24 protein-coding genes are annotated in these 22,185 nt (G+C 56.7%); 6 read left to right on the top strand and 18 right to left on the bottom strand.

Annotated elements, in window-relative coordinates:
* Window positions 1-6: 6 nt before the first annotated feature.
* The 11 genes from flgL to flgB form a co-directional block, all read right to left on the bottom strand.
* On the bottom strand, window positions 7-897 hold the full coding sequence (flgL, locus tag APT89_RS01895; protein WP_047362925.1) for a flagellar hook-associated protein FlgL: 891 nt from the start codon (window positions 895-897) through the stop codon (window positions 7-9).
* Window positions 898-907: 10 nt separating this feature from the next.
* Complete coding sequence (gene flgK / locus APT89_RS01890; protein WP_060571673.1) at window positions 908-2,548, bottom strand: flagellar hook-associated protein FlgK; 1,641 nt, start codon at window positions 2,546-2,548, stop codon at window positions 908-910.
* 107 nt (window positions 2,549-2,655) lie between these two features.
* Entirely contained in the window at window positions 2,656-3,576 is a 921-nt protein-coding gene (gene flgJ, locus APT89_RS01885; RefSeq protein WP_060571672.1) for a flagellar assembly peptidoglycan hydrolase FlgJ, read from the bottom strand.
* Window positions 3,576-4,703 carry a flagellar basal body P-ring protein FlgI gene (locus tag APT89_RS01880; protein WP_041909304.1) on the bottom strand — a complete coding sequence of 376 codons (1,128 nt, stop codon included), beginning with the start codon at window positions 4,701-4,703 and terminating at the stop codon, window positions 3,576-3,578. The genes flgJ and APT89_RS01880 overlap by 1 nt, the downstream gene beginning before the upstream one ends.
* Before the next feature lies 1 nt (window position 4,704).
* Window positions 4,705-5,391, bottom strand: a complete 687-nt coding sequence (locus tag APT89_RS01875; protein ID WP_041909302.1) for a flagellar basal body L-ring protein FlgH — start codon at window positions 5,389-5,391, stop codon at window positions 4,705-4,707.
* 64 nt (window positions 5,392-5,455) lie between these two features.
* Window positions 5,456-6,238 (bottom strand): flagellar basal-body rod protein FlgG, encoded by a 783-nt coding sequence (gene flgG, locus APT89_RS01870; RefSeq protein ID WP_060571671.1) that lies wholly within the window; start codon window positions 6,236-6,238, stop codon window positions 5,456-5,458.
* A 21-nt stretch (window positions 6,239-6,259) separates the two neighbouring features.
* Window positions 6,260-6,997 (bottom strand): flagellar basal body rod protein FlgF, encoded by a 738-nt coding sequence (locus APT89_RS01865; RefSeq protein WP_060571670.1) that lies wholly within the window; start codon window positions 6,995-6,997, stop codon window positions 6,260-6,262.
* Between the two features lie 9 nt (window positions 6,998-7,006).
* Complete coding sequence (gene flgE, locus APT89_RS01860) at window positions 7,007-8,209, bottom strand: flagellar hook protein FlgE (protein ID WP_041909296.1); 1,203 nt, start codon at window positions 8,207-8,209, stop codon at window positions 7,007-7,009.
* Window positions 8,210-8,232: 23 nt separating this feature from the next.
* Window positions 8,233-8,940, bottom strand: coding sequence for a flagellar hook assembly protein FlgD (locus APT89_RS01855; RefSeq protein WP_041909293.1), 708 nt, complete (start codon window positions 8,938-8,940; stop codon window positions 8,233-8,235).
* 8 nt (window positions 8,941-8,948) lie between these two features.
* Window positions 8,949-9,353, bottom strand: coding sequence for a flagellar basal body rod protein FlgC (gene flgC, locus APT89_RS01850; RefSeq protein ID WP_041909291.1), 405 nt, complete (start codon window positions 9,351-9,353; stop codon window positions 8,949-8,951).
* Between the two features lie 6 nt (window positions 9,354-9,359).
* Window positions 9,360-9,770 (bottom strand): flagellar basal body rod protein FlgB, encoded by a 411-nt coding sequence (gene flgB, locus APT89_RS01845; protein ID WP_041909289.1) that lies wholly within the window; start codon window positions 9,768-9,770, stop codon window positions 9,360-9,362.
* A 237-nt stretch (window positions 9,771-10,007) separates the two neighbouring features.
* Between flgB and flgA the strand changes: the two genes are divergently transcribed.
* The 3 genes from flgA (at window position 10,008) to APT89_RS01830 (ending at window position 11,533) form a co-directional block, all read left to right on the top strand.
* A complete protein-coding gene (flgA, locus tag APT89_RS01840) occupies window positions 10,008-10,706 on the top strand; it encodes a flagellar basal body P-ring formation chaperone FlgA (protein ID WP_041909287.1) in 699 nt (232 codons plus the stop codon).
* Window positions 10,707-10,778: 72 nt separating this feature from the next.
* Window positions 10,779-11,072, top strand: a complete 294-nt coding sequence (gene flgM / locus APT89_RS01835) for a flagellar biosynthesis anti-sigma factor FlgM (protein WP_041909285.1) — start codon at window positions 10,779-10,781, stop codon at window positions 11,070-11,072.
* Window positions 11,073-11,089: 17 nt separating this feature from the next.
* Complete coding sequence (locus tag APT89_RS01830; RefSeq protein WP_045629778.1) at window positions 11,090-11,533, top strand: flagella synthesis protein FlgN; 444 nt, start codon at window positions 11,090-11,092, stop codon at window positions 11,531-11,533.
* Between the two features lie 136 nt (window positions 11,534-11,669).
* Here the strand turns inward: APT89_RS01830 and fliT are convergent, their stop codons facing one another.
* Genes fliT through fliD form a run of 3 tightly spaced genes read right to left on the bottom strand, consistent with a single transcriptional unit; the run spans window position 11,670 to window position 13,927 of the window.
* A complete protein-coding gene (gene fliT, locus APT89_RS01825) occupies window positions 11,670-11,990 on the bottom strand; it encodes a flagellar protein FliT (protein ID WP_060571669.1) in 321 nt (106 codons plus the stop codon).
* On the bottom strand, window positions 11,983-12,390 hold the full coding sequence (fliS, locus tag APT89_RS01820; protein ID WP_041909279.1) for a flagellar export chaperone FliS: 408 nt from the start codon (window positions 12,388-12,390) through the stop codon (window positions 11,983-11,985). The genes fliT and fliS overlap by 8 nt, the downstream gene beginning before the upstream one ends.
* Window positions 12,391-12,433: 43 nt before the next feature.
* On the bottom strand, window positions 12,434-13,927 hold the full coding sequence (gene fliD, locus APT89_RS01815; RefSeq protein ID WP_060571668.1) for a flagellar filament capping protein FliD: 1,494 nt from the start codon (window positions 13,925-13,927) through the stop codon (window positions 12,434-12,436).
* Between the two features lie 300 nt (window positions 13,928-14,227).
* Here fliD and APT89_RS01810 point away from each other — a divergent pair, with 300 nt between their 5' ends.
* Complete coding sequence (locus APT89_RS01810) at window positions 14,228-15,685, top strand: flagellin N-terminal helical domain-containing protein (RefSeq protein WP_060571667.1); 1,458 nt, start codon at window positions 14,228-14,230, stop codon at window positions 15,683-15,685.
* 178 nt (window positions 15,686-15,863) lie between these two features.
* Here APT89_RS01810 and APT89_RS01805 read toward each other — a convergent pair whose 3' ends face one another.
* The 4 genes from APT89_RS01805 to APT89_RS01790 form a co-directional block, all read right to left on the bottom strand.
* Window positions 15,864-16,313: a hypothetical protein gene (locus APT89_RS01805; protein ID WP_045629782.1), complete on the bottom strand. Its 450-nt coding sequence runs from the start codon at window positions 16,311-16,313 to the stop codon at window positions 15,864-15,866.
* Window positions 16,314-16,732: 419 nt separating this feature from the next.
* Window positions 16,733-18,628, bottom strand: a complete 1,896-nt coding sequence (locus APT89_RS01800) for a methyl-accepting chemotaxis protein (protein WP_045629783.1) — start codon at window positions 18,626-18,628, stop codon at window positions 16,733-16,735.
* 19 nt (window positions 18,629-18,647) lie between these two features.
* Entirely contained in the window at window positions 18,648-19,811 is a 1,164-nt protein-coding gene (locus APT89_RS01795) for a methyl-accepting chemotaxis protein (RefSeq protein ID WP_060571666.1), read from the bottom strand.
* Window positions 19,812-19,924: 113 nt separating this feature from the next.
* Window positions 19,925-20,416, bottom strand: a complete 492-nt coding sequence (locus APT89_RS01790) for a DoxX family protein (RefSeq protein WP_045629785.1) — start codon at window positions 20,414-20,416, stop codon at window positions 19,925-19,927.
* 455 nt (window positions 20,417-20,871) lie between these two features.
* Between APT89_RS01790 and APT89_RS01785 the strand changes: the two genes are divergently transcribed.
* Together APT89_RS01785 and APT89_RS01780 are read left to right on the top strand one after the other, a co-directional pair.
* The gene (locus APT89_RS01785; RefSeq protein ID WP_045629786.1) at window positions 20,872-21,693 is read left to right on the top strand and encodes a winged helix-turn-helix domain-containing protein; all 822 of its coding nucleotides are present in this window, start codon (window positions 20,872-20,874) and stop codon (window positions 21,691-21,693) included.
* Window positions 21,659-22,183: a hypothetical protein gene (locus tag APT89_RS01780; RefSeq protein ID WP_047362960.1), complete on the top strand. Its 525-nt coding sequence runs from the start codon at window positions 21,659-21,661 to the stop codon at window positions 22,181-22,183. The genes APT89_RS01785 and APT89_RS01780 overlap by 35 nt, the downstream gene beginning before the upstream one ends.
* The last annotated feature ends 2 nt before the right edge of the window (window positions 22,184-22,185 follow it).

Here is a 22,185-nt window from a genome sequence, read left to right as displayed (position 1 = left end):
GGGACGTCACATATTAAACAGATTCATCTTCTGCATATTTTTGTAGACGTACATCGAGGCGTTAAACGCCAGCTCGGACATTTGCGACTCCGACACCAGCGACACCAGCATGCTGGTGTCGGCACCAATGGCATCCTGCACTTTGACAATGGTGTCGTTAATCAGCACGTCGCCGGTGAGATCCAGGGCGTCAAGCTGTTGCATGTTGGTGCCGAGCTCGGCCTGGGCTTTCCCAAGGCGGTCGATACCCGCGTCGATGCTTTGACTTGCGGCGGTGAGGGCAGCGTCAAAGCCCGCCGATTCCGATCCCGCCATCAAGGCCGCGACGGCATCATTCAATACCATAAAAATATCATCAAAAATTTCATCGCCGAGGTGGCCCGTTTGCATTTCCGTTCCATCGGCAACGGTCTGTTTACGCGCTTCATTACCTCCGCGATAATTGCCGACTTCGTCAAAAGCGGGCGTATCGGTGTTAAATCCGGAGAAAATATAGCGGCCGCTGCTGTCGCGGCTGTTTGCTAAATCCAGCAGATTTTCGCGGACCCCTTTTATCTCTTCGCCCAGTGCCTGGAGAGCTTCATCGGAATAAGCACCATTTCCGGCCGCCACTATTTTTTCCTTCAGGGTGGTGGTCATTAGATTACCCACGCCGTTCAGAATATGGTCCTGAAACTCCAGCGCGCCGCGCGCGCGGGAGCGCACGCTGCTGTACATCTCAAGCTTTGCCAGCGAGTCCTGATGTTTTACCGCATCGGTCGCGGCAGTCGGGTCGTCCGAGGCTTTGAGCAGCGTTTTACCCGCAGACATCCGCAGATAAGCCTCATTACTTTGGCTCATGCGTTTTGTCATCGCTTCCGAACTTTGCTTGTACATATAAAGCGTACTTAATCGCATCATCTTTTCCTTATCGGATGGCCAGCAGGGCATCAAACATGGCGGTCGCCGTTTTCAGCAGCTGCGCGCTGCCGTTGTAGTACTGGCGGAACATGTCCAGGTTGATATATTCCTCGTCCATGTTGACCCCGGAGAGCGCCTGTTTGGTGTCATATTTGGTGCGTAAATCGTTTTCGGCACTGGTGGCATAGGATTTCACCTCGCGCGCGCTTTCGCCGATTTTGCCTGCCAGGCTCGCGTAGGCCGCGCTCAGCGTGTCGTCACCAATGAGTTTTTCAGTCTGGATTTCCAGCATCTTTTCGAGGTTATTGTTATTCCCCTCTCCGCCCGTCAGGTCGGCAGCCGCAAAGTCCTGCGCACTGGTTATCTTACGGCTGATGCCTTCGGCTGCGCCCGCCATCGGGTTAAGCGTGAATTTATCCCCCGCAACGGCGGTGGAAGGGTTCGGAAGGGTAATTTCGATACCATCGAACCTTAACGTTCCTGGTGGTGCAGCGGGATCGAGAGGTACGGTACGACCATCGGCCCCTTTCACCACCCAGTTTGCGCCATCAAAGCTGATGTCATAGTTTTCCGACTTCACCTCTTTGAAATTGGTCACCGCGATCTGATCAAGCGCGTCGCCGCCTCTGTTTTTGGCGTTCGCGATAGCGTGGATATCCGGCAGAGAGAAGAGATCGCCACCAGGATCCCCCCCAGGCGTAAGCCCTTCGCCGTGCTGCTCGTTCATCCGGTGCGCCATCATAAAGGCCATCTGGTCCAGATCCTGACGCGCGACCACGAGGTCCTCGTTGCGGAATTTGAACAGCCCGCCCAGACGTCCTTTGGTGATGGCGTTTTCATCCAGAGGCGACGCTTTGCCGTTCGCATCCACGTACGACACAATCATCTTGTTGGGATCGGCATCCGACGGAGAGGTTTCCAGCTTATAGGCCGTGCCGCCAGAAACCAGCGGACGCCCATCGGGGAGCGTGACGCTCACGCGACCTGAAATCTGATCCTCGGTGACGGTGATCCCCAGCTGTTCGCTCAGCCCTTCCAGCAGCGCATCGCGCTGGTCGAGCAGATCGGCAGGCGGCGCGCCGTTCCCCTGCAGACGCTCCAGCTGTGTGTTCAGCTGTGCCAGCTGTTCGGTATAGCTATTGATCTCCTTGGCGCTGCGCTCAATCTGGGTATTGGTGCTCTTTTCAAGGCCGGAAAGACGTTTGGCGCTGGCGTTATAGCGGTTGGCCAGCACGTCAAGGGAAGTAAACACCGCCGCACGCGCCGGGCCATCCGCCGGGTCGCCGCTCAGCGTCGCCATATCCTTAAACAGCTTGCCCAGCGAAACGGAGACGTTATCCGATTCATCCGCGAGCATGTTATCGATATCCGCCAGCTGTTCCATCCGTCCGGTGAAGGAGGCGTAGCCGGAGAGCGAGTCCCGCAGCTGGTTGTTGGCGAAGGCATCGTAGGCACGCTCTACGCCGCTGGCGCGGGCGCCATAGCCGTAAAATCCCTGCGCGGTCGACATGCCGCCAAGCTCACCGATAATCAGACTGCGGCGGCTATAGTTGCCGGACATGCCGTTGGTCAGGTTATCACCGGTCACCCGGATCGCGGCCTGCGCCACGCTGATGCCGTTTCTGGCTAAATTAAATAGGTTATTCATACGTTCTGGATATTCCCTGATTGCGGGCCCGGGTTCGCATCCGGGCCAGAAAGTTCATGGCTCTTTTTATTTCATCGGTGATTCAAAAATTCTCTAAAACATCTTTGTCAGAAAATAGTGTCGATATCGTTTTTATAGGCATTCACGCCCTGCTGAATATCGCCTTTTACCTTCTGAATAATGGTGATGAGCTTTTTCGCGTAGGCCGGATCGGTCGCGTAGCCGCCCGCCTGCAGCGCTTTCGCCCCCTGCTCTGCTGAATCTGACTGCACCACGCCGCGATAGCGCGGGTTTTTTGTTAGCAGCTTTGCGTAGTCCGAGAGCGCATGTTCATAGGAGTCGTAGACGCGGAACGCGGCTTTCACCTTCTGCTTCACGCCGTTGATATATTCAGTGGTGGTGATTTCGGTGGTTTTGCCGCGCCAGTCGCCCGTGGCCTTAATGCCGAACAGGTTGTGGCTCGGGCTGCCGTCAGCGGCGGGGATTTCCCGTTTCCCCCAGCCGGACTCCAGCGCCGCCTGAGCCAGAATCAGATGCGGATGCAACCCGCTCTGCTGCGCAGCCGCCTGGGCCGGGCGCAGCAGACGGGATATAAACGGATGCGCCCCTTCGACCGGTTTGGCAAATGACACCGGCGCAGGCAGACGCAGCGGGCCGGTGGCGGGCGCAGACGGCAGCCCCGGGCGTAAAACATCGCGCCCCGGCGGGGTGACTACCGGGGCATCGCTTTCGCCCCCCAACTGGCGAACGATAAGATCGGCAAAGCCGAGCTGACCACTCCCGGCAATGTTTTGCGCGATCTGCTGATCGTGCATGGCGGTGTACATTTCCGAAGACTGGCTGCTCAGCAGATCGCTCTTGAAGCTGGCATCGCGCATGCTCTTCATCATCATTTGCACGAAAATACCCTCCATCTGCTTCGCCGCCGCCTTCAGCGCGCCGGGCGTCTGCCGCCCGGCCTCCCGTTTCAGCGTGTCCAGCGAGCGGACGTCAAAAGCGGGTTGATCGAACTTGTCGAAGGCGTTCATCAGTTCACCTCCAGCTTCGCCCGCAGACAGCCGGCGTTTTTCATCGCCTGCAGAACCGACATCAGCTCGTTTGGCGTCGCGCCCAGGCTGTTCAGGGCGCGGATCACCGCGTTCAGATCGGTACTGCTGCGCACGTGCTGCAGCGAGCCGCCGCTGTCGCGTACCGAGATATCCGTCTGCGGCACCACCACCGTCTCCCCGCCGCCAAACGGCGTATCCGGCTGGCTGATGATGTTGTTCTGCATCACTTCAACCGTCAGGGAGCCGTGCGCCACCGCGCAGGAATCGAGCGACACGTGGCGGTTCATCACCACCGAGCCGGTGCGCGAATTCACAATGACCTTCGCGTCCTGCACGTTCACCTTCACGGGGATGTCCTGAATGTTGGCGAGGAAACGCACGCGGGACGGGCCGTCCGGCGGTGCGAACAGACGCACGGTGCGGGCATCTTCCGGCAGCGCCGCCCCGCCGCTGTAGCGCTGGTTGATGGCGTCGCTGATCTGCTGCGCCAGCGAGAAATCGGTCTCGTTCAGCTGCAAACGCACGATGTTCTGGGTCGCGAAATCGTTCGGCACTTCACGCTCGACGGTTGCCCCACCGCTGATGCGCCCGCCGTTAAGCTGGTTCACCTGCACGCGGCTGCCGCCCGCCTGCGCGCCTGCGCCGGAGATCAAAATATTGCCCTGGGCGATGGCGTAGATCTGGTTATCCGCCCCTTTGAGCGGGGTCATCAGCAGCGTACCGCCGCGCAGGCTTTTGGCGTTACCGACCGAGGAGACCACAATGTCCAGCTTATCGCCGGGACGCGCAAAGGGAGGCAGCTCGGCGGTCACCATCACCGCCGCAATGTTTTTCAGCTGCATATTGGTGCCTGCGGGTACGGTGATCCCCAGCTGGGAGAGCATGTTATTCAGGCTCTGGCCGGTAAACGGCGCCTGCATGGTCTGGTCGCCCGTACCGTCAAGGCCGACAATCAGGCCGTAGCCCATCAAGGAGTTAGAACGCACGCCCTGCACCGTCGCCAGGTCGCGAATACGTTCCGCGTGTCCCACTTTAGGCACCGCCAGCGTCATGCCATACAGCAGGATGCTGAGAAAAAACAGGATAGATTCTTTTTTCATGGTCATATCAGAAAGGAGAAAGGTTGAGGAACAGGCGTTGCAGCCAGCCCATGTTCTGCGCTTCGTTGATGTAGCCGTTGCCGACGTACTCAATGCGCGCATCCGCCACCTGGGTGGAGGGCACGGTATTGCTGCCGCTGATGGTGCGCGGGTTCACCACGCCGGAGAAGCGGATGAATTCGGTGCCCTGGTTGATGGCGATCTGCTTCTCGCCCACCACGCTGAGGTTGCCGTTAGACAGCAGTTCTTTCACGGTCACGGTGATGGTGCCGGTAAAGGTGTTACGCGCCGCCGCGCCGCCTTTGCCTGCGAAGTCATTCGTGCCCTGGGCTTTGAAATCCGCCTTCCCGTCACCCAGCCAGCTATCGGCCCCCGTCGGCACGGCAAGCAATTCCATCCCGGCCGATCCATTACGGTTGGCACTGGCGGAGGAACTTTTGCTGGCGCTCACGTTCTCCTGCAGCAGGATGGTCAGCGTATCGCCCACGTTACGCGGTCGGCGGTCTTCGAACATCGGCTGGTAGCCGTAGTTCATTCCCTGCCCTGCCTGAAACAGTGAGCCGCCGGTCGCTGCCGGTGCCATCGGTAATGGTGTTGCCGTTGTCGGGCCTTCAACAAGGGGCTTTTGCATAATGTGCGCGCAGCCGCTAAGCAGCAGCGTGCTGGCCAGCAGCGCGGCTGCCGGAATGTGCATAGACAATATTTTCATTTCAGTGTCGATAAAAAGTCTGGCCGCGCGAGCGGCCAGAGAGAGGACATTACAGCTGGGAAAGGCGCTGCAGCATCTGATCGGATGCCGAGACCGCTTTGCTGTTGATTTCGTAGGCGCGCTGCACCTGAATCATGGTCACCAGCTCTTCCGCTACGTTGACGTTGGAGATCTCCACGTAGCTCTGCTTCAGCGTGCCCGCGCTCTCCATGCCGGGGTTCAGCTCGTTCGGCGCGCCGGAAGACTGGGTCTCTTTGTAGAGATTGCCGCCGATGCTTTCGAGCCCCGCGTTATTGACGAAGGTGGTCAGCGTCAGCTGCCCAATCTGCTGCTCTTCCGCCTGACCGGGCACCTTCACGCTGACGATACCGTCGCTGCCGATGTTCAGTTTGGTGGCATCCTGCGGTATCACGATGCCCGGCTGAATCGCATAGCCTTCGGCATTCACCAGCTGGCCGTCCGGGCTTTTGGCAAAGTGGCCGTCGCGGGTGTAGGCGGTGCTGCCGTCCGGCATCTGCACCTGGAAGAAACCTTCACCTTCGATAGCCACGTCGTACTCGTCGCCGGTCGGGTTCATACCGCCCTGCGTGTGTACCCGCTGGGTGGAGACCGGACGCACGCCGGTACCCAACTGCAGACCGCTCGGCAGGGTGTTCTGCTCGCTCGACTGGGCGCCTGGCTGGCGCATGTTCTGATAGAGCAGATCCTGAAACACGGCGCGCTGACGCTTAAAGCCGTTGGTGTTGACGTTCGCCAGGTTGTTGGAGATGACGTCCATATTGAGCTGCTGTGCTTCCAGCCCGGTTTTTGCGATCCATAAAGAACGAATCATGTTGTGGCTCCTTGCGCGAATTTAGCTCACGCTTAATAGCTGATTGGCCTTCTGGGCGTTCTCGTCGGCGGTGCGGATCACCTTCATGTTCATGTCAAAGCCGCGGGAGTTAGCGATCATCGCCGTCATGGCCTGCACCGGGCTGACGTTGCTGCCCTCGATGGCCTCCGGCGTCAGGCGCAGGGTTTCATCCTGAGCCAACATTACGCCGCTCGCCGGGCGGAACAGGCCGTCATCGCCGTGAACCATACTGTTCATCTCAGCGTTGACCAGCTTCAGGCGGCCAACGGGCACCAGCATCGTCGGGTCATCTCCCATGCCAAGCGCCGACACGGTGCCGTCGCTGCCGATGGTGACGTGAGACTGCGGCGGCACTTCCAGCGGCCCGCCGTCGCCCATCAGCGGACGGCCGTTGACGCTCAGCGCCCCGTCCTGATCCACCTCGATGGCGCCGTTGCGGGTATAGCCTTCGCTGCCGTCGTCCATCGCCACGGCCAGCCAGCCGTCCTGTGGCAAGGCCACGTCCAGGCTGCGCCCGGTGTGGGTGATCGGCCCCATGGTGGTGTCGTGGAACGGCGTGGACTCTGCCACCAGCGCGCGGGTGCGCAGGGTTTCCCCTTCAATGGGCACCGAGCGGAAGGCCGCCAGCTGGGCGCGAAAGCCCGCGGTGGAGCTGTTCGCCAGATTGTTAGAGGTGACCGCCTGGCGGTTGAGCGCCGCATTAGCGGCACTCATGGCGGTATAGATAGCGCGATCCATCATTCAGCCTTAACGCAGGTTAACCAGCGTCTGCAGGACTTCAGACTGGGTTTTGATGGTTTGCGAGTTGGACTGGTAGTTACGCTGGTAGACGATCATGTTGACCATTTCGTTGCCCAGTTCCACGTTGGAGGACTCCAGCATGCCGCCGGTGATATCCCCGAAACTGCCGGTGCCCGAGGTCCCCAGGAACGGCTGGCCGGACTGCACGGTTTCCGCCCACAGGTTGTTGCCCTGCTGCTCCAGGCCACCCGCATTGGCGAAATCGGCCAGCACCACCTGCGCCACGGTCTGACGTTTGCCGTTGCTGTAGATGGCAATCACCTCGCCCGTGTCGCTGACCTGATAGCTGTTAAATTTACCCGGTGCCTGACCGTCAATCTCGCCGAGCATCACCTGGGTATCGCTGGCGTTTTGGGTAATATTCAGATCAAGTGTCAGATCCAGCGCCGCTGAGCCGTTGTAAGGCTCTCCTTTGATGTTTATTGTCTTCGGCGTGGTGAGTTTGCCGTCAGGCCCAAACGTAAGCGTCTGCTCACTCCACTCATCCGCACCCGTGCCAGGCGCGGTAGAGTCCTGGGCATGAACCTTCCACTCACCTTCTGCGGTATGCACGTAGTACACCTTGATAGCGTGCTTATTCCCCAGGCTGTCGGTGGCGGTCACTTCGCTGACGTAGTTGTAGGTATCAGGGTTGTCAGGATCGAAGCCCGGCGCCGGCGGAATGATTTTATCATCGGACTTCAGATTGCCGGTCACGTCGCCTTTGGTTGACGCCGCCGGAGGCATGTCGTCCTTCGGAATGCGAATCGGTCCGACCTGCGCGCCCGGGTTAATCACCCCATCCGTCGCCTGATAGCCGGTTAAAAACAGCCCGTTGGTTTTGTTGACGATAAAGCCGTTCTGGTCCTGCTCAAACTGGCCGTTGCGTCCGTAGAACACGCTGCCCGCCTGGTCGACCATGCGGAAAAAGCCACGACCGGTAATCCCCATATCCAGCGCGGAGGTGCCGTTCATTAGGCTGCCGTCGCCCATATTCTGGTTGACGCCCGCCACCTGCACACCCATCCCCGTCGAACCGGCAAAGATATCGGCGAAGGAGACGGAGCCTGCTTTAAACCCGACCGTCTGGGAGTTGGCGATGTTGTTACCCACCACGTCCAGCGCTTTTGCTGCGGCACTCAGGCCGCTAAGACCTTGTGAAAAACCCATAATTAATTTCCAGAAAGTAATGACTATTTTTGAATGACAAAAACTTTACCCATGCCAATCGGATCGTTATTCAGCAGATGCAGAATCGGTCCGCTCGGGTCCATCGTGACGCCCTGAACCTGATCCTGAACCAGACCAAACACTTCCGGGTTTTCCCCCTCAGGATTGCTGGCTTCAAAGGAGAGGGTGTATTCCCTGTCGCGCGGCGGCCCCGGCTCCGGCTTGAAGTTTTCCAGGTCGTCGAGGTTGTAGGTATTCATGCCCTGCTTCACGTTCTTCAGCTCTGCGGTGTACGCCTTATCACCGTCGTGCAGGGTGACGGTTACCGTTTCGGCATCGCCTCCTAATACAAAGTGGAAGTCGTCCGAATTACCCGGCTGTTCCACGCCTTCCTGCATGATGCCGATCCCCGGCTCGCCAAAGGAGACCTTCGCCTCGCCTTCAATCAGCACGCTGCGCCCTACCCAGGAGGAGGCGCTCATGCTGCCAAGCTGGATCATCATCGCCTGCACGCCCGCGACGGAACTGTTGAGCTTCTCGACGCCCGCCGCCATGTTGAACTGCGCCAGCTGCGAGGTGAGCTGGTTGTTATCCATCGGATTGGTGGGATCCTGGTTTTTCATCTGCGCCACCAGCAGGTTCATAAACTGGTTTGACAGATCCGCCGCGCTGTTGCCGGTGCCGGTGCCACCCGCACCGCCGTTATTGTTGTTAATCGAAGAGACCGCCATATGCGTCCTTACTGACCAAGCGTTAATGTTTTCAGCATCAGGCTTTTGGCGGAATTCATCACTTCCACGTTGGCCTGGTAGCTGCGTGAGGCGGAAATGGTGTTCACCATCTCGTTGATGACGTTGACGTTGGGCATCCGCACGTAGCCCTGTTCATCAGCCAGCGGATTGCCCGGTTCATAAACCAGGCGGTCCGGCGCGCTGCTCTCGACTACGTCGCTAACCTGCACGCCGCCGATCTCCTGACCGACAGACGCGTCAACGGAAAAGACCACCTGACGCGCGCGGTAGGGTTGACCGTCCGGCCCCGCCACGCTGTCGGCGTTGGCCATGTTGCTGGCGCTGACGTTAAGGCGTCGGGACTGGGCCGCCATCGCCGAACCGGAAATATCAAATACGCTAAAGAGCGACATCGTTGATTACCCCTGACTGAGCACAGTCATCATTTTTTTAATATCCGCGCCAAGGAACGTCAGTCCCGACTGATATTTCACGGCGTTATCCGCAAAATTGACGCGCTCGCGATCCATATCCACGGTATTACCGTCGGCACTCGGCTGATCCGGTATGCGATACAGCACATTCGCATCGTCAAACGGCATCGCTTTACCTTCAATATGCTTCTGTGACGTTAATGCCAGTGATACGGGAGATTTCGCCATAGCGTTATTTTCCATGGCGGCTTTTAGCTGCTGAGTAAAATCAATATCGCGCGCCTTGTAGCCCGGCGTGTCGGCATTCGCAATATTTGAAGCCAATATATCCTGGCGGCGCGACAGCAAACCTAACGCCTGCTGTTGAAAGCGAAAGGCGTCATCAAGTTTATTCATGACAACAGCACTCCTGTCTTGCGTTAATTAAACTGCGATAGTGTAGTCAGCGCTGGTGAAATATCACACTGCGAAGACCCGACAGAAATAAGCCTATTTAGGGAAATAGAAATAATCCTAATAACGTTAACGCGACGATAGATTTAATTACCTTCAAAAGTGTCATTATTTGAAGCAATAAAACCCAGGTGCCTGCGTATATAATTTAGCCATCACAGATATGATTAAGGCAATACGATGAAGCTCCGAATAATCAGCACGGCGGTGGCCGCTTTGCTCTTTTCTGCATCCGCCGCAGCCAGCGTACCCTCTGACCAGACGGCAAAGCAGCGGCTGATGCTTAAACTGGATGCGCTGATCCCACAGCCTGAAGTCGGTAGCGACATCGTGCGCACCGTAACCCTGCTCGCCGCACCCGCGCAGCTGGCCGCCGTGTGCGATAACCCGGAGCTGAGCCTGGTGGGAAGCAACAGCCGTCTGACCGGCAAACGCACCGTGCTCGCGCAGTGCGGCGCGCGTCGCCATTTCCTGCCGGTTCGCATCAGCGCGCAGGGCACCTGGTGGGTGGCAAGCCAAAGCCTGCCCGGCGGGGCGATTGTCCAGCGCAGCGATATCGAGCCGGTTACCGGCAGTCTCGACCACCAGCCGGGGGGACTCATCTTTAACGCCGATGAGATTATTGGTCAGCGCCTGACCCGCGCCATCGACGCCGGTAAGCCGCTGTTAGAAAACCAGCTTCGCCAGCAGTGGCGTCTGCGCGCCGGACAGACGGTCGACCTGGTGACGACCGGTTCAGGCTTTCGTATTCGCAGCCAGGGCAAGGCGCTCAACAACGCCGCGGTGGATGACCTGCTCAAAGTCAAAACGGCAGGCGGGCGCACCGTGAGTGGAAAAGTGGGAGCTGACGGGCAGGTGATGATTATTTCACAACAATAAATTTTAGGTTTTCTGTGAATCACCGATGAAAACAATATTGAGTACAGAACATGTTTCCCTGAGAGGACCACCATGAGCATCAACAGCAGCCAGACCACCGCGCCGATTGCAAAAATCGCCCCAACTCAGGATCTGCGCGCCCGCACGCAGCCTCAGGAGAGTGACACTGCGGCAAAACGTTCGGACAAGCGCGACAACACCAACGTCACCCTGAGTGAAATGACCAAAAAGATCCAGACCGACGACAGCCGCGACGTGGACTACGCGCGCGTCTCCGAGCTTCGCGCCGCGCTGTCGGCAGGTACCCTGCGCATCGAGCCTGAGAAAATTGCTCAGGCGATGGTGCAGGACATGTTTCAGTTTTAACCGTAAGCAGGACCCCTATGGACAAGCTTTACCCGATACTCGCGCAGATGAAAACGTCTCTGGATGAGCTGGAGGCGATCATGATTGAAGAGGTCAATCAGCTCAACCGCACGCAGATCAACCCGGTGTCGCTGCAGGTATTGGCGGATAACAAAAACCAGCTGCTGTCGACCATTCAGTATTACGACGATATGCGCCGTCAGCAGGAGCAAAGCTGCGGCGCGGAAGCCCCCTACCCGGGGCTCGGCAAGCTGTTTGCCAGCTGGCAGCAGGTGCATGAGAAGGTGCGCAGCACAAAGTCGCTGAATCAAAAGGTGGAATCGCTGCTGCAAAGCCATATGAAGAAAAATCAGCATATCCGCAAGGCCATCGACCACGTGGGCCACGCTAGCACGCTCTATGGACCCGCGGGCGAATCCAGCCAGCTGCCCGCGGGCCGCAAGTACAACATCAGTATCTGATCGTTCCTCTCTGCGTTGTCCTCTTTTGCCCGCCTCTGGTGGGCTTTTTTTTTGCCCGGCGGCGCTTCGCTTGCGCGGGCCTACGGGCTGACAATCCCCTCTCCCTTACGGGGAGAGGGTTAGGGTGAGAGGTAAATTAAACAGCGGTGTAAGATTTTGCCACGCTGCTGGTTTTGCGCATCGCGGAGAGTTCTGTGCTGATGGTGCTCAGGCGCCCCTGAATGGCGCGCGTTAAGAGGGCATCGTTCTCAAGCAGGGTCGCCAGCCGGGCGCTGACCGACGTTTTATTGTGCTGTGCCAGCTGGCTTAAATCGATATCACACAGCGTTCTCATTCCCATGGTGTACGCCACGGACTCGTCAAGAAACACATCCCACTCGCCGGCATTGGCCTGCTGCCGCAGCTTCGCGTTGCTGATGAGCAACTCATCAATCAGCGCCATCACGTCGTTATCCATGTTTCACCTGCTTGTGCTGCGGGGCGATGGCCTGCCAGGTTTCCTGCATCCCCGTCATCAGGGCAATAAGGTGCGGCAGCTTTTCACCGGATTTGTTGAGATTCGCCTCCAGCAGCGTACGGGAAATATACTCGTACAGGCTCTCCAGCTCTTCGGCGATTTTTCCGCCCTTCTCGTGATCCAGCCCGGCGCGCAGGCCGTTGTCGATAATATTGATGGCGCGGGAGATCATCTCGCCGCGACGAGCAATATTGCCCGACTGGAAATAAATCTCTGCCCGCTTCATGGCGTTAATCGCCCCGTCATAGAGCAGGACGATAAGCTGATGCGGCGTCGCGCCAGCGATCTGGCTGTCGAGAGAGACAGCGGTGTAGGCACTTTTGCCCGTTTTGGTGTACATCGTCAAATCCTGCCGGGCAGCACACTGCCCGGGATAGTAGTGATTAAACCAGCCCCGCCAGCGACTGCTGTAGACGGGTACTCATGTTGTTCATATCGCTCATGGCCTTATCCAGGCGCTGATACTCTTTCTCCCTGCGCAGCATGGTCTCTTCAATGCGTCGTTCAATGGCCGTGATCTGCTTGCCGATGCGCTTTTCCTGATCGCGCAGGGAGTCCAGCGCGGTTTCGATCACGCCTTCTTTCTTCTCAATCGACTCTTTGTCACCAAGATAGGTATTAAAAATCCCTTCCATCCGGTCCTTAATTCCCTCTTTACCACCTTTACCGAGGAACAGCGCTTCAACCTCTTTCGGGTTGTCCTTCAGGGCGGCATCAAGTTTTTTGCTGTCGATGGTCAGGGTGCCGAGCGTACCGGTACGATCATCGCCGGTTTTACCGTCGAACGTGACGGTAATCCCTATTTTACCCAGCGTCTGAATGACATCCCCAACCTCGGGATAGCTGCCCGTCACGGTGGCTTTCAGCTCGCTGGTCAGTCGACGTAAAGACCCGTCACTGAACAACGCACCATTGGTCGGGTCGGATGTGGGGACCTCATCTTTTGCTAATTTGTCGCGATCGGGAGCGGTATATTTGGTCGCGCCAGCCACGGTGTTGAGGTAGTTGTTGTAATTTTTGACAAACTCCTCAATCAACGTTTTCACCTTTGAGGTGTCTTCGGTGATGGTCAGGGATTCGGTTTTGTAGTTTTCCGGATTGTTAGGGTCGGTCGGGTCAGCAGGAGGGTCCTTCATATCCGATACTTCCCGCAGTTCAAGCGTCACACCGGTGATCAAATCCTTTATGGTGTTAGCGCTGCGGGTGACAAGGTTACCGTTGAGAAATATTTCCGCATTTCGCGCTTCTGTTTCAGGTTTTGCGGCAGCATCTGCCAGCTTAGCTTCCAGCGCCGTATTGCCTGTCACTTTGATATCCATTTCCCCGGCTACACCGGTTTTTTTCGAGGTCAGCACCAGTTTGTGCTTCCCGCCCCCAATGGTTATCACTTCCGCTACGACATCGCCCTTCTGTTCATTGATCTTTTTGGCTATTTGCTCGAGAGAAGTTTCGTCTCTCTTGAGATCCAGCTCCATCGGTTTTTCACCCTCTTTCAGGGTGATGGTGACCTTCGCGGCACTGTCACCAATTTTTTGATCTCGCGTATCGTTCACTACTGCCAACTGATGGGCTTGCGCCAGCTGTTTAACAGCGATGGAATAGCTATTGGGAATCGCCCCTTCGCCCGCTGTGGCCTTAAAGGTTTTGTTGTCACTCACGCTGACGCCGTTAAATCCCTCATCTTCCAGCTTGCCGAGATTGTCCTTCATCGTGCTCAGCGCGCTGGAAATAGAGCCCCATGCAGAAATCTGCCCTTTATAGGTGGTTTGCTTCTGCAGATAAGGATTGAGTTTTTTCGTAATACCTTTGCGCTCATCTGCCAGCCACTGATCAAACGGCAGCCCGGACCCCACGCCTAAAAAATTCGTTCCAGCCATAATAATGTTCCTCCAGAAATGAAATAGTTCACACTCTTTTCATCGGATAATAGAGAAGGAAGTTTAATTTTTCACAGGGGGCACAACAATATGGAAGAAGGGTAAAGACAGTTTCGTGCGCTTATTACGTCATTACCCTTCGCCATTTAAATAATAGACGCCAAACCTGTCGCCATTTTTCGCCATCAATAAAAAAAGCAAAAAAATAATTCAGTCTTTTTTATTCCCCCCGATGAAAGAAGTATGCGCATCAACGAACGCATATCACTCACAGTCATTATTACTTAGAAGGATACAACAATGGCACAGGTCATTAATACCAACGCATTGAGCCTGATGGCTCAGAACAACCTGAACAAATCTCAGTCTGCCCTGGGCACCGCTATTCAGCGTCTCTCTTCCGGTATGCGTATCAACAGCGCGAAGGACGATGCAGCGGGTCTGGCCATCTCCAACCGCTTCACCTCTTCAATCCGCGGTATGACCCAGGCGGCACGTAACGCCAACGACGGTATCTCCCTGGCGCAGACCACTGAAGGCGCGCTGGAAGAAGTGACCGAAAACATGCAGCGTATCCGCGAGCTGACCGTGCAGGCGAAAAACGGCACCAACTCTGAAGATGACCGCAAATCCATCATGAAAGAGATCGGTTCCCGTCTGGAAGAAATTCAGCGCGTTGCCGACGTGACCAACTTCAACGGTGTGAAAGTGTTCGACGGTTCTAAGGATAAAATCACCATTCAGATCGGCGATAAAGATGGCGACACTATTGATATCAATCTGAACGAATTGAACCTCAAAGAACTGGGTCTGGAAAACTTCGGTAGCGACTTTGCTAAAATTACGGCGACGATAGACGATCCACAATTTAGCGGGAAAGGCGTTGTAGGTGCTAATGGTCAAAAATATGATACCCCCGTAGGCGAATACACTCTGACCACCACCGATATTACTGCTGTCCTGGCTAAATCAACTGTACCTGGTGCTGACAAATTACATACCTTTAAAGAGGATGATGGCACTGTACGCTTCTTTGCGGTTAACTCCACAACCCAGGAAGCACAAGAAATGAATATCAAATTTAAAGATAATGCTGGTAACGTTGAAATTGATGGTGATGCAACACCTGGTGCTGCACTTTCCAAGCTGGATGCCGATGTTCTGATTAACGGCCTGAGCACATTCACTCCAGTCGCGGTTAAAAACGACGATATTCTGAAAGATAATACTGGTGCAGCAACCGCATTTAAACTTTCAGATAAATTAGACGAAATTTCCGCGGCTGCATTCGGTGGTGCTGATGCCGCAACCTCTGGTATTCAGGTATTCTCTGGCGGCACGCCAAACAGTTACTATGCGGTCGACAATAATGGTGAAGTTAAGTCGTTCACCCTTAATGCTGCAGGGGCTGTGACTATTGGTGCCGATCCCGCTCCACGTGATGCCTACGTGTTCGCTAAAGCCGCTTCAGGCGCGGCTGGCGCAGATACTCTGATCGATCAGTTGGATAAAGCCATCACCAAAGTTGCCGATTTCCGTGCCGACCTGGGTGCCGTTCAGAACCGCTTCAGCTCCATCATTGCGAACCTGAATACCAACATCATCAACACCACCGAAGCGCGCTCCCGTATTCAGGATGCAGACTTCTCCGTGGAAGTGTCTGCTATGAGCCGCGCGAACATCCTCCAGCAGGCTGGCGTGTCCGTACTGGCCCAGGCGAACCAGGTTCCGCAGAACGTGCTGTCCCTGCTGCGTTAATCTGCTTAACCGCCTCAAACACTTACGCGCATGTCCTCCATGCGCGGTTGCCCTCCCTGGTGGAGGGCTTTTTTGTTTATGCATCATCTTCTTGCCTGGCGGCGCTCCGCTTGCACAGGCCTACAGGAAGCAACGTAAATGTAGGCCGGTCAGGCGAAGCCGCCACCCGACTTTATTTTTAAGCGTGCAGGTAAGGTTCCTTCACAAAATCGGCTAACAGATGCACCATGTCATGCAGTAATCCGGTCAATGCCTTATTCACACTCTGCGGCAGAGTATTACCCAGAATAGCCTGTGCCAGCGCTTGCGCATAACTAACCGGTGTGGCCGTATCCTGCCAGCTATCCGACATGCATGACGGCGCAGCGTCCCCTGCAATGAGCTGTTCAATCAAATGCGGTGGCAGATCATCGTCGCAACGATGCTCCAGCTCATCCAGAGCGTGTAGCAAGCGCCCGCAGAGCGCGTTGCGTTCGCGTATAGTGTCGACCTCAACCAACGCGCTCGCGAATGCCGCACAGATATCGGCCACATCAAAAAGGTCGGCAGAGGCCGGAAGCGGTAAGGCAATGAGCTGTTCGATAAAGTTAACGTGGGATGATTCAGAGAGTGTGGAAAGAATAGTCATATGAAAGTCTCCTTGTATATTCATACAACCACCACCGGAGTTCTCACGCTCAAAGGTGGTGGCGCTGACGGAGGTGAGAATCGACATACAAGGGAGCCGACCAACCTAACGGTTGCTCCGCCAGCGCCGCCATGATTGTAACGACGTGTGCGCATGTACGATACAAAAATGTATCGCCTTGTATTTTCAGGTTCTCACGCCCGGTTGCGGACGTTTCCGCAACACGGGCACTTTACGAAGTGATGAAAACAAAAAAAAGGGTAAACCCCGAATTACATAAGGTTACTTCCAGGATTACGAGGCGCCTTCCAGATTTGTGCCGGGTGGCGGCTTCGCCGTACCCGGCCTACATGTGCGTTGCTTCCTGTAGGCTCGTGCAAACGAAGCGCCGCCGGGCAAGACCGACAGCGCGCACCGCATCACACCCTAAACCGGTTCACCACGCTTTCCAGCTCCGCGGCCTGCTCCTCCATCGCCTTCGCCGCCGTCGACACGTCCGCCACCAGCGCGGCATTCTGCTGAGTGGCGCTTTCAAGCTGACATACCGCCACGTTCACCTGCTCAATACCGACGCTCTGCTCACGGCTGGCGGTTTTGACCTCTTCCATCAGCGTGGAGACCTCATTAACCGACGTCACCAGCGCGTTCATGATTTCCCCGACCTCCTGCACCAGACGGCTGCCGTCCTGCACGCCTATCACCGCGTCGTTAATCAGCTCGCGGATCTCCTTCGCCGAGCTGGAGGATCGCAGGGCCAGGCTTCGCACCTCTGCCGCCACCACGGCAAAACCGCGCCCCTGCTCGCCCGCTCGTGCCGCTTCAACCGCCGCATTTAACGCCAGAATGTTGGTCTGATACGCGATACCGTCGATCACCCCGACGATGTCGGTCACGCGCAGGGATGACGATTCAATATGACTCATCTTTTCCACCGCAGCATTCATCAGCGTCGCGCCCTGCTGCGCCACGGCGGCCGCCTGCGTGGCCAGCCTGTCGGCATCCGCCGCGTTGTCGGCGTTGTTGCCCACAATACCGGCAATCTGCTCCATCGACGCCGCCGTTTGCGTCAGAGAGGCGGACTGCTCTTCGGTGCGTGACGAGAGCGACACGTTGCCCTCTGCAATCTGATGAGAGGCTGCCGCAATCGTGCGCGTACTCGCTCCAACCTGCTGTATCAACCCCTGCAGATAGCGCATAAACGTATTCACGTTGTCGGCGATAGCGTTCAGCTCGCGCGTACGGCTCTGCGGCAGGCGCAGGGTCAGATCGGCCCCGCCCGCGGACAGCGCGGCCAGACGGTCGCTCACGGTCTGGAGGTTACGCATCATAAAGTGCACGGTCAGAATCAAAACCACTCCCAACAGCAGCAGCAGCGGGATCTGCACCATTCCCAAACGCAGCAGAATGCTGTGGGTCTGCTGGTTCAGCAAGCTACTTTGGGTATCAGTTGCCACAAACCACGGACTGCCGGCAATCGGAGAGAGGAAGATGGTATGTTCGCCATCGTCAGCCTCATAGGTGCGTTCGATGTAGCCACCGCTGCCCTGCGACAGCATCTCCTGCAGAAGGGCAATTTCATCTCCGGGCAGGTCGATAATATTTTTCAGCTGCGGCGTGGTGTCGCTGGCGCGGCTGTAGCCGATAATTTTACCGTTGGCCTCGACAATCAGCACGCCGCCCTGCAGCGGCTCGGCGATCTTGCGCGCAAGCTCATTGAAGAAGCCCAGCGTCACGTCCAGCGTCGCCACGCCCCACAGCTGACCGTCACGCCAGATCGGCATCGCACAGTTGGTTCGCGGCTGCGGGCTGGCGGCGTCCATATAGGCGTCGGCCCACGCACATTGCCCTTTTGCAGCACGCATCCCAGCCTTAAACCACGGCAGCTGCCAGTAAGCAGCCGCATCCGGCTGATTCCACGTACCGTTCAGCTGCAGCTGGTTCTGCTTGTCTCTGGCATAAAACGTGCTGTTTTTCTCCACGCCCGGCTCACGCTTCCCCGGCAGCGGCCACACGCCGCCGCCAAACAGGGTGCTGTCACCGTTCTGGTTCACCAGGGCAGGAAGCAGACGGTCGATTTGCGCGCTCTCGAGCTGCGCGACGGTTTCCGTCAATACGCGCTGCTGCGCCTGTACCCGCGACATCAGCTGCGTCACGGCGGCGGTGTGCTCGTTAATTTGATAGTGCACGCGCCGGTGCTCATCTTTCAGCAGCGCGGGCGCAATGAAGTGCATAACAACCCAGAGGGTAATGAGGGTCAGTAAAATAAAGAAAGCAGAGACCAGCATAATGGCCCTGCTTTGAAGGGAGGAAAACATAATATGAAATACTCGTAGATTATCCGCTCGTGCGGTGAATTAAGGTGTTCGCCACCGTGTAAACCTCTTCAATCAGCACGCTGTTATTTTGCGTCACCGAAGGTGCCCCGCTTTGCGCCTGCATCATCGCATCGTCAATCAGGGCCCGGAGTTCTTTCGACGAACGCGCGCAGCGGCTCGCCAGGTTGCGCGACTCCACGGCAAACACGCTCTCATCGTTATGAAGGGAATAGCTGTAGGCGCGACTGGCCAGCTGCACCAGCGTGCCGCTGCTGTCGGCAATGTGCAGCGCGGCGTCGTGTAGCGCGTTCATTGCCCGGATCGCGCCCGTGGCGCTTTCGCTCAACACGGCCAGCATATTGGCGTTCGCTTCGGGTACCCGCAGCAGACGTTCATTCTCCTCGGCAATCGTGCTGGCTGCCCTGGCAATCGCGCTCGCCTGCTCGCCAATCTCCTGCATCAGCGGCGGCAAATGCGCGCCCTGCTCGGTTTTCAGCTGCGACGGCAGCTCTTCGTTGAGGCGGGATAGATGCTGGTTCAGGCTGCGAAGCAGGGTCAACGTAGAGACCAGCAGCAAGGCCGCCAGCGGCCACGGCTTATGCAACATAATGCCCGGCCGCTCGCCCATTCGCCGGGTGGGCACGTCAAGGGCAAGCAGCCACGGCCTGTCGGGAATGGGCATCACCATCAGCGTATGCTCGCCGCTGGCGCTGCGAAAATGGGTATGACGCAACCCGCCATCCGACTGGGCCACCAGCGCACGCAACGGCACCGCCATCGGCAGGTTAATATCGTTGAGGGACTGTACCGTCGGCGCACCGGCGGCATCGCCGATGATGCGCCCGGTGTCGTCCACAATCCAGGCGCGACCGCCAAGACGTTCGCCCGTCTCTTTGACCAGTGCATTAAGAAATTGACGGCTGCTGCCCGTCTCTTCGGCACTATCCGTCTCGCCCGGCGCGCTTTTGTCCAGCGCGAAGCTTTTAAGGGTGACCACGCTTTCGGTCATTGAACGCTGCTGCGCTTCAACACGATCGAGCTGCTCGCGCAGCTGGGTCGCCAGGACATCAACCTGCGTGCGCAGGCGCTGCCCCTCCGTGCGAATAAACCACGGCATGACGCCAGCCTGCACCAGAATCACCAGGGTAATGAAAATAACGACCAGTATGACAATAAAAACCATAACATCAGCGCCTGTTCTTTTAACGGCAGCACAATGCTGCCTCTGCAGGGCTATTTTATTATGCAGGCATCAGGAAATATGCTCTTCAAACCGTTGATAACCGCGCACTTATGTTAACCCTCAACAAAAACAATTTTGCGGACCTTCTGCCAGCGTTTGACCAGCCAGCCGTCGAGGCTGCAAAGGGTGCCGCCCCAGGTCAACGGGAACAGGCAGAGCACCACATAGAGCGTCTCGGGCAGATAAAGCAGCCAGCTCAGCCATGAAATCAAATTCAGCCCGCGCGGAATGGTGTAAATCCCAATCGTGATCAGCGCCACGCTGCTGATGACCATTAATATCAGCGCGCTAACGCGGCTGAACAACCCCAGCGTCAACAGCAGACCCATACTGCATTCCAGGAACGCCACCACTACCGCCATAACAACCGGGAAAGGGATCCCCGCATCGTGCAGGGTATCCACCATCAGCAACTGGTTCTCAGGAACAAATAATTTATTAAACCCGGCAGAAAAGAAAAATACACCTGTCACCAGACGACAGATAAATACGGGAAACATGGCCGGCATATCGGACGTATGCATAAAACGCTTAAGAGAGAACATCGGTCATCCTTGTTAAGAAAATGAATACTGTTTAATAAATTCAATAACCTGCTTTTTACTCAGTATAAATTCGCAGACCTCGTGCGCAACCGCCGCCCCGCCATTTCCGGCACAATTAATAACTTTATTCATATTAAAAATGATTAATCAAAAGTGATAACAGCGTCTCATTATCAACGCTGCTGACGCCGCGCACGCGCAGTTAAAATGGTAACCAATTGGTTTTAATGTGATTAAAACGCAATCACTCATAACGTTATTTTTGGTGTGGTTAAAACACCGCAATTAATAACCTTAAAGGTGTTAAGGCTGCTTTTACATAATGGTTGCAAAAAGATGAAGTAAGACATAAAAAACATGTCGCTCTGGCTCCCGGCTAGCAATAACGTGCATTCATTACTATTAATTACATTAGCCAGAAGCGATACCCAATACACCAGAAGAATCAAATAACTATGCTAAACAATATCGCGATTGGATCGTTAGTGTCGCTGGATTTGCAAAGCCGTACGCTTGCCCGAACGGATACGCAAGAGACCGTCACGCTTCCCCAAAGCGCATGTCTGTGCCTTGCCGCGCTGGTGGAGGCGCATGGGGAAGTGCTTTCCCAGGAACAGCTGATGGAGATCGGCTGGCGCAGCGCCGGGGTGGAGGTCACCGACAACAGCGTGCGGGTGATGATCACCAAGTTACGCCGTGCGTTCGCTCAGCTAAACCTGCAGGAGGCCGTCACGCTCATCGCCGTAACGCGCAGCGGCTATCGCCTGCTGGTGCGGGAGAGCGGCAGCGAAGTGGCGCCTGCAACGCAGATACCAGATCTCCCGCAGCAGGAAGCCCCCGAACAGGCCGTTGCGCCAGAGGTACCGCCGACGGTCGAACCCGCCCCGCCGCGCGCCCGCAGCACGCTCATGCAAAAGAGCTGCGCCACGCTCAGCGGCGTGCTCGTTGGGCTGGTGATTGCGCTCCTCCTGCGCGGCATTTTAGATTTTAGCCCGCAGCCGGTGCACTTTGTGCGCTGGAATGGCCCCGGCGTGCCGCCCGGTACCGAGGTGATGGTTCAGCAGGACAAACAGTCGCAGACCGCGCTGATTGAATCCACGCTGCAAACCTATACCCGCCACGTTCTGGCGCGCCGTACCGACGAGAAGCCCGCTGCCGTACTGTATGTGACCACGGGCTCGGAAAAGATGAGTAAATTCCAGGGGCTTATTGCCTGCCAACAACCCTTTAAGGATTCAGGGAATGACTGCGAATCGTTCTATTTTCGCCATTATTAAATCGCCGCTCGCGCTGCTGTTTCTTGGCGGCGTTATTATCGGGACCGGCGCCATGGCGCTGTACGGGTTTTATACCTCGCCCTACAAGGGGGCCTGTATTGCGCCGACCTCGTATTACATTATTGAGGACGATAACAACGCGACGCTGGCGCGCGGTATCTACCGGTCTTACCGTGACGGCCTGTTCAACGGGCATACCACCTATATCGGCAGCATCAGTCACTTCAAAGACGGCAAGCGCGACGGGCTGCCGAAAGCCGTAAACCGCGAAGTGCGCTACGACATTGATATGTCGGGCAAGCGGCTCCATCTGACCGTCACCAGCCAGCATCGCAAGCTCGGCGGCCAGAGCTCGGATGAAGACGTGACCGATTATATCTTCCCGCAAATCAAACCGGGTGAAGAGGCGACCAGCACTGTCTACCTGCTGGACGACAAAGTCCTCGCCTCCGGCACGGAGACCGTCGCCCGTATCGCCTGCATGAATTGAGG

The organism is Enterobacter sp. 50588862 (assembly GCF_001462935.1).
Taxonomy (GTDB): domain Bacteria; phylum Pseudomonadota; class Gammaproteobacteria; order Enterobacterales; family Enterobacteriaceae; genus Enterobacter; species Enterobacter bugandensis.
Note: the sequence above shows the minus strand (reverse complement) of the source record. Positions and strands in the feature narration are given on the sequence as shown.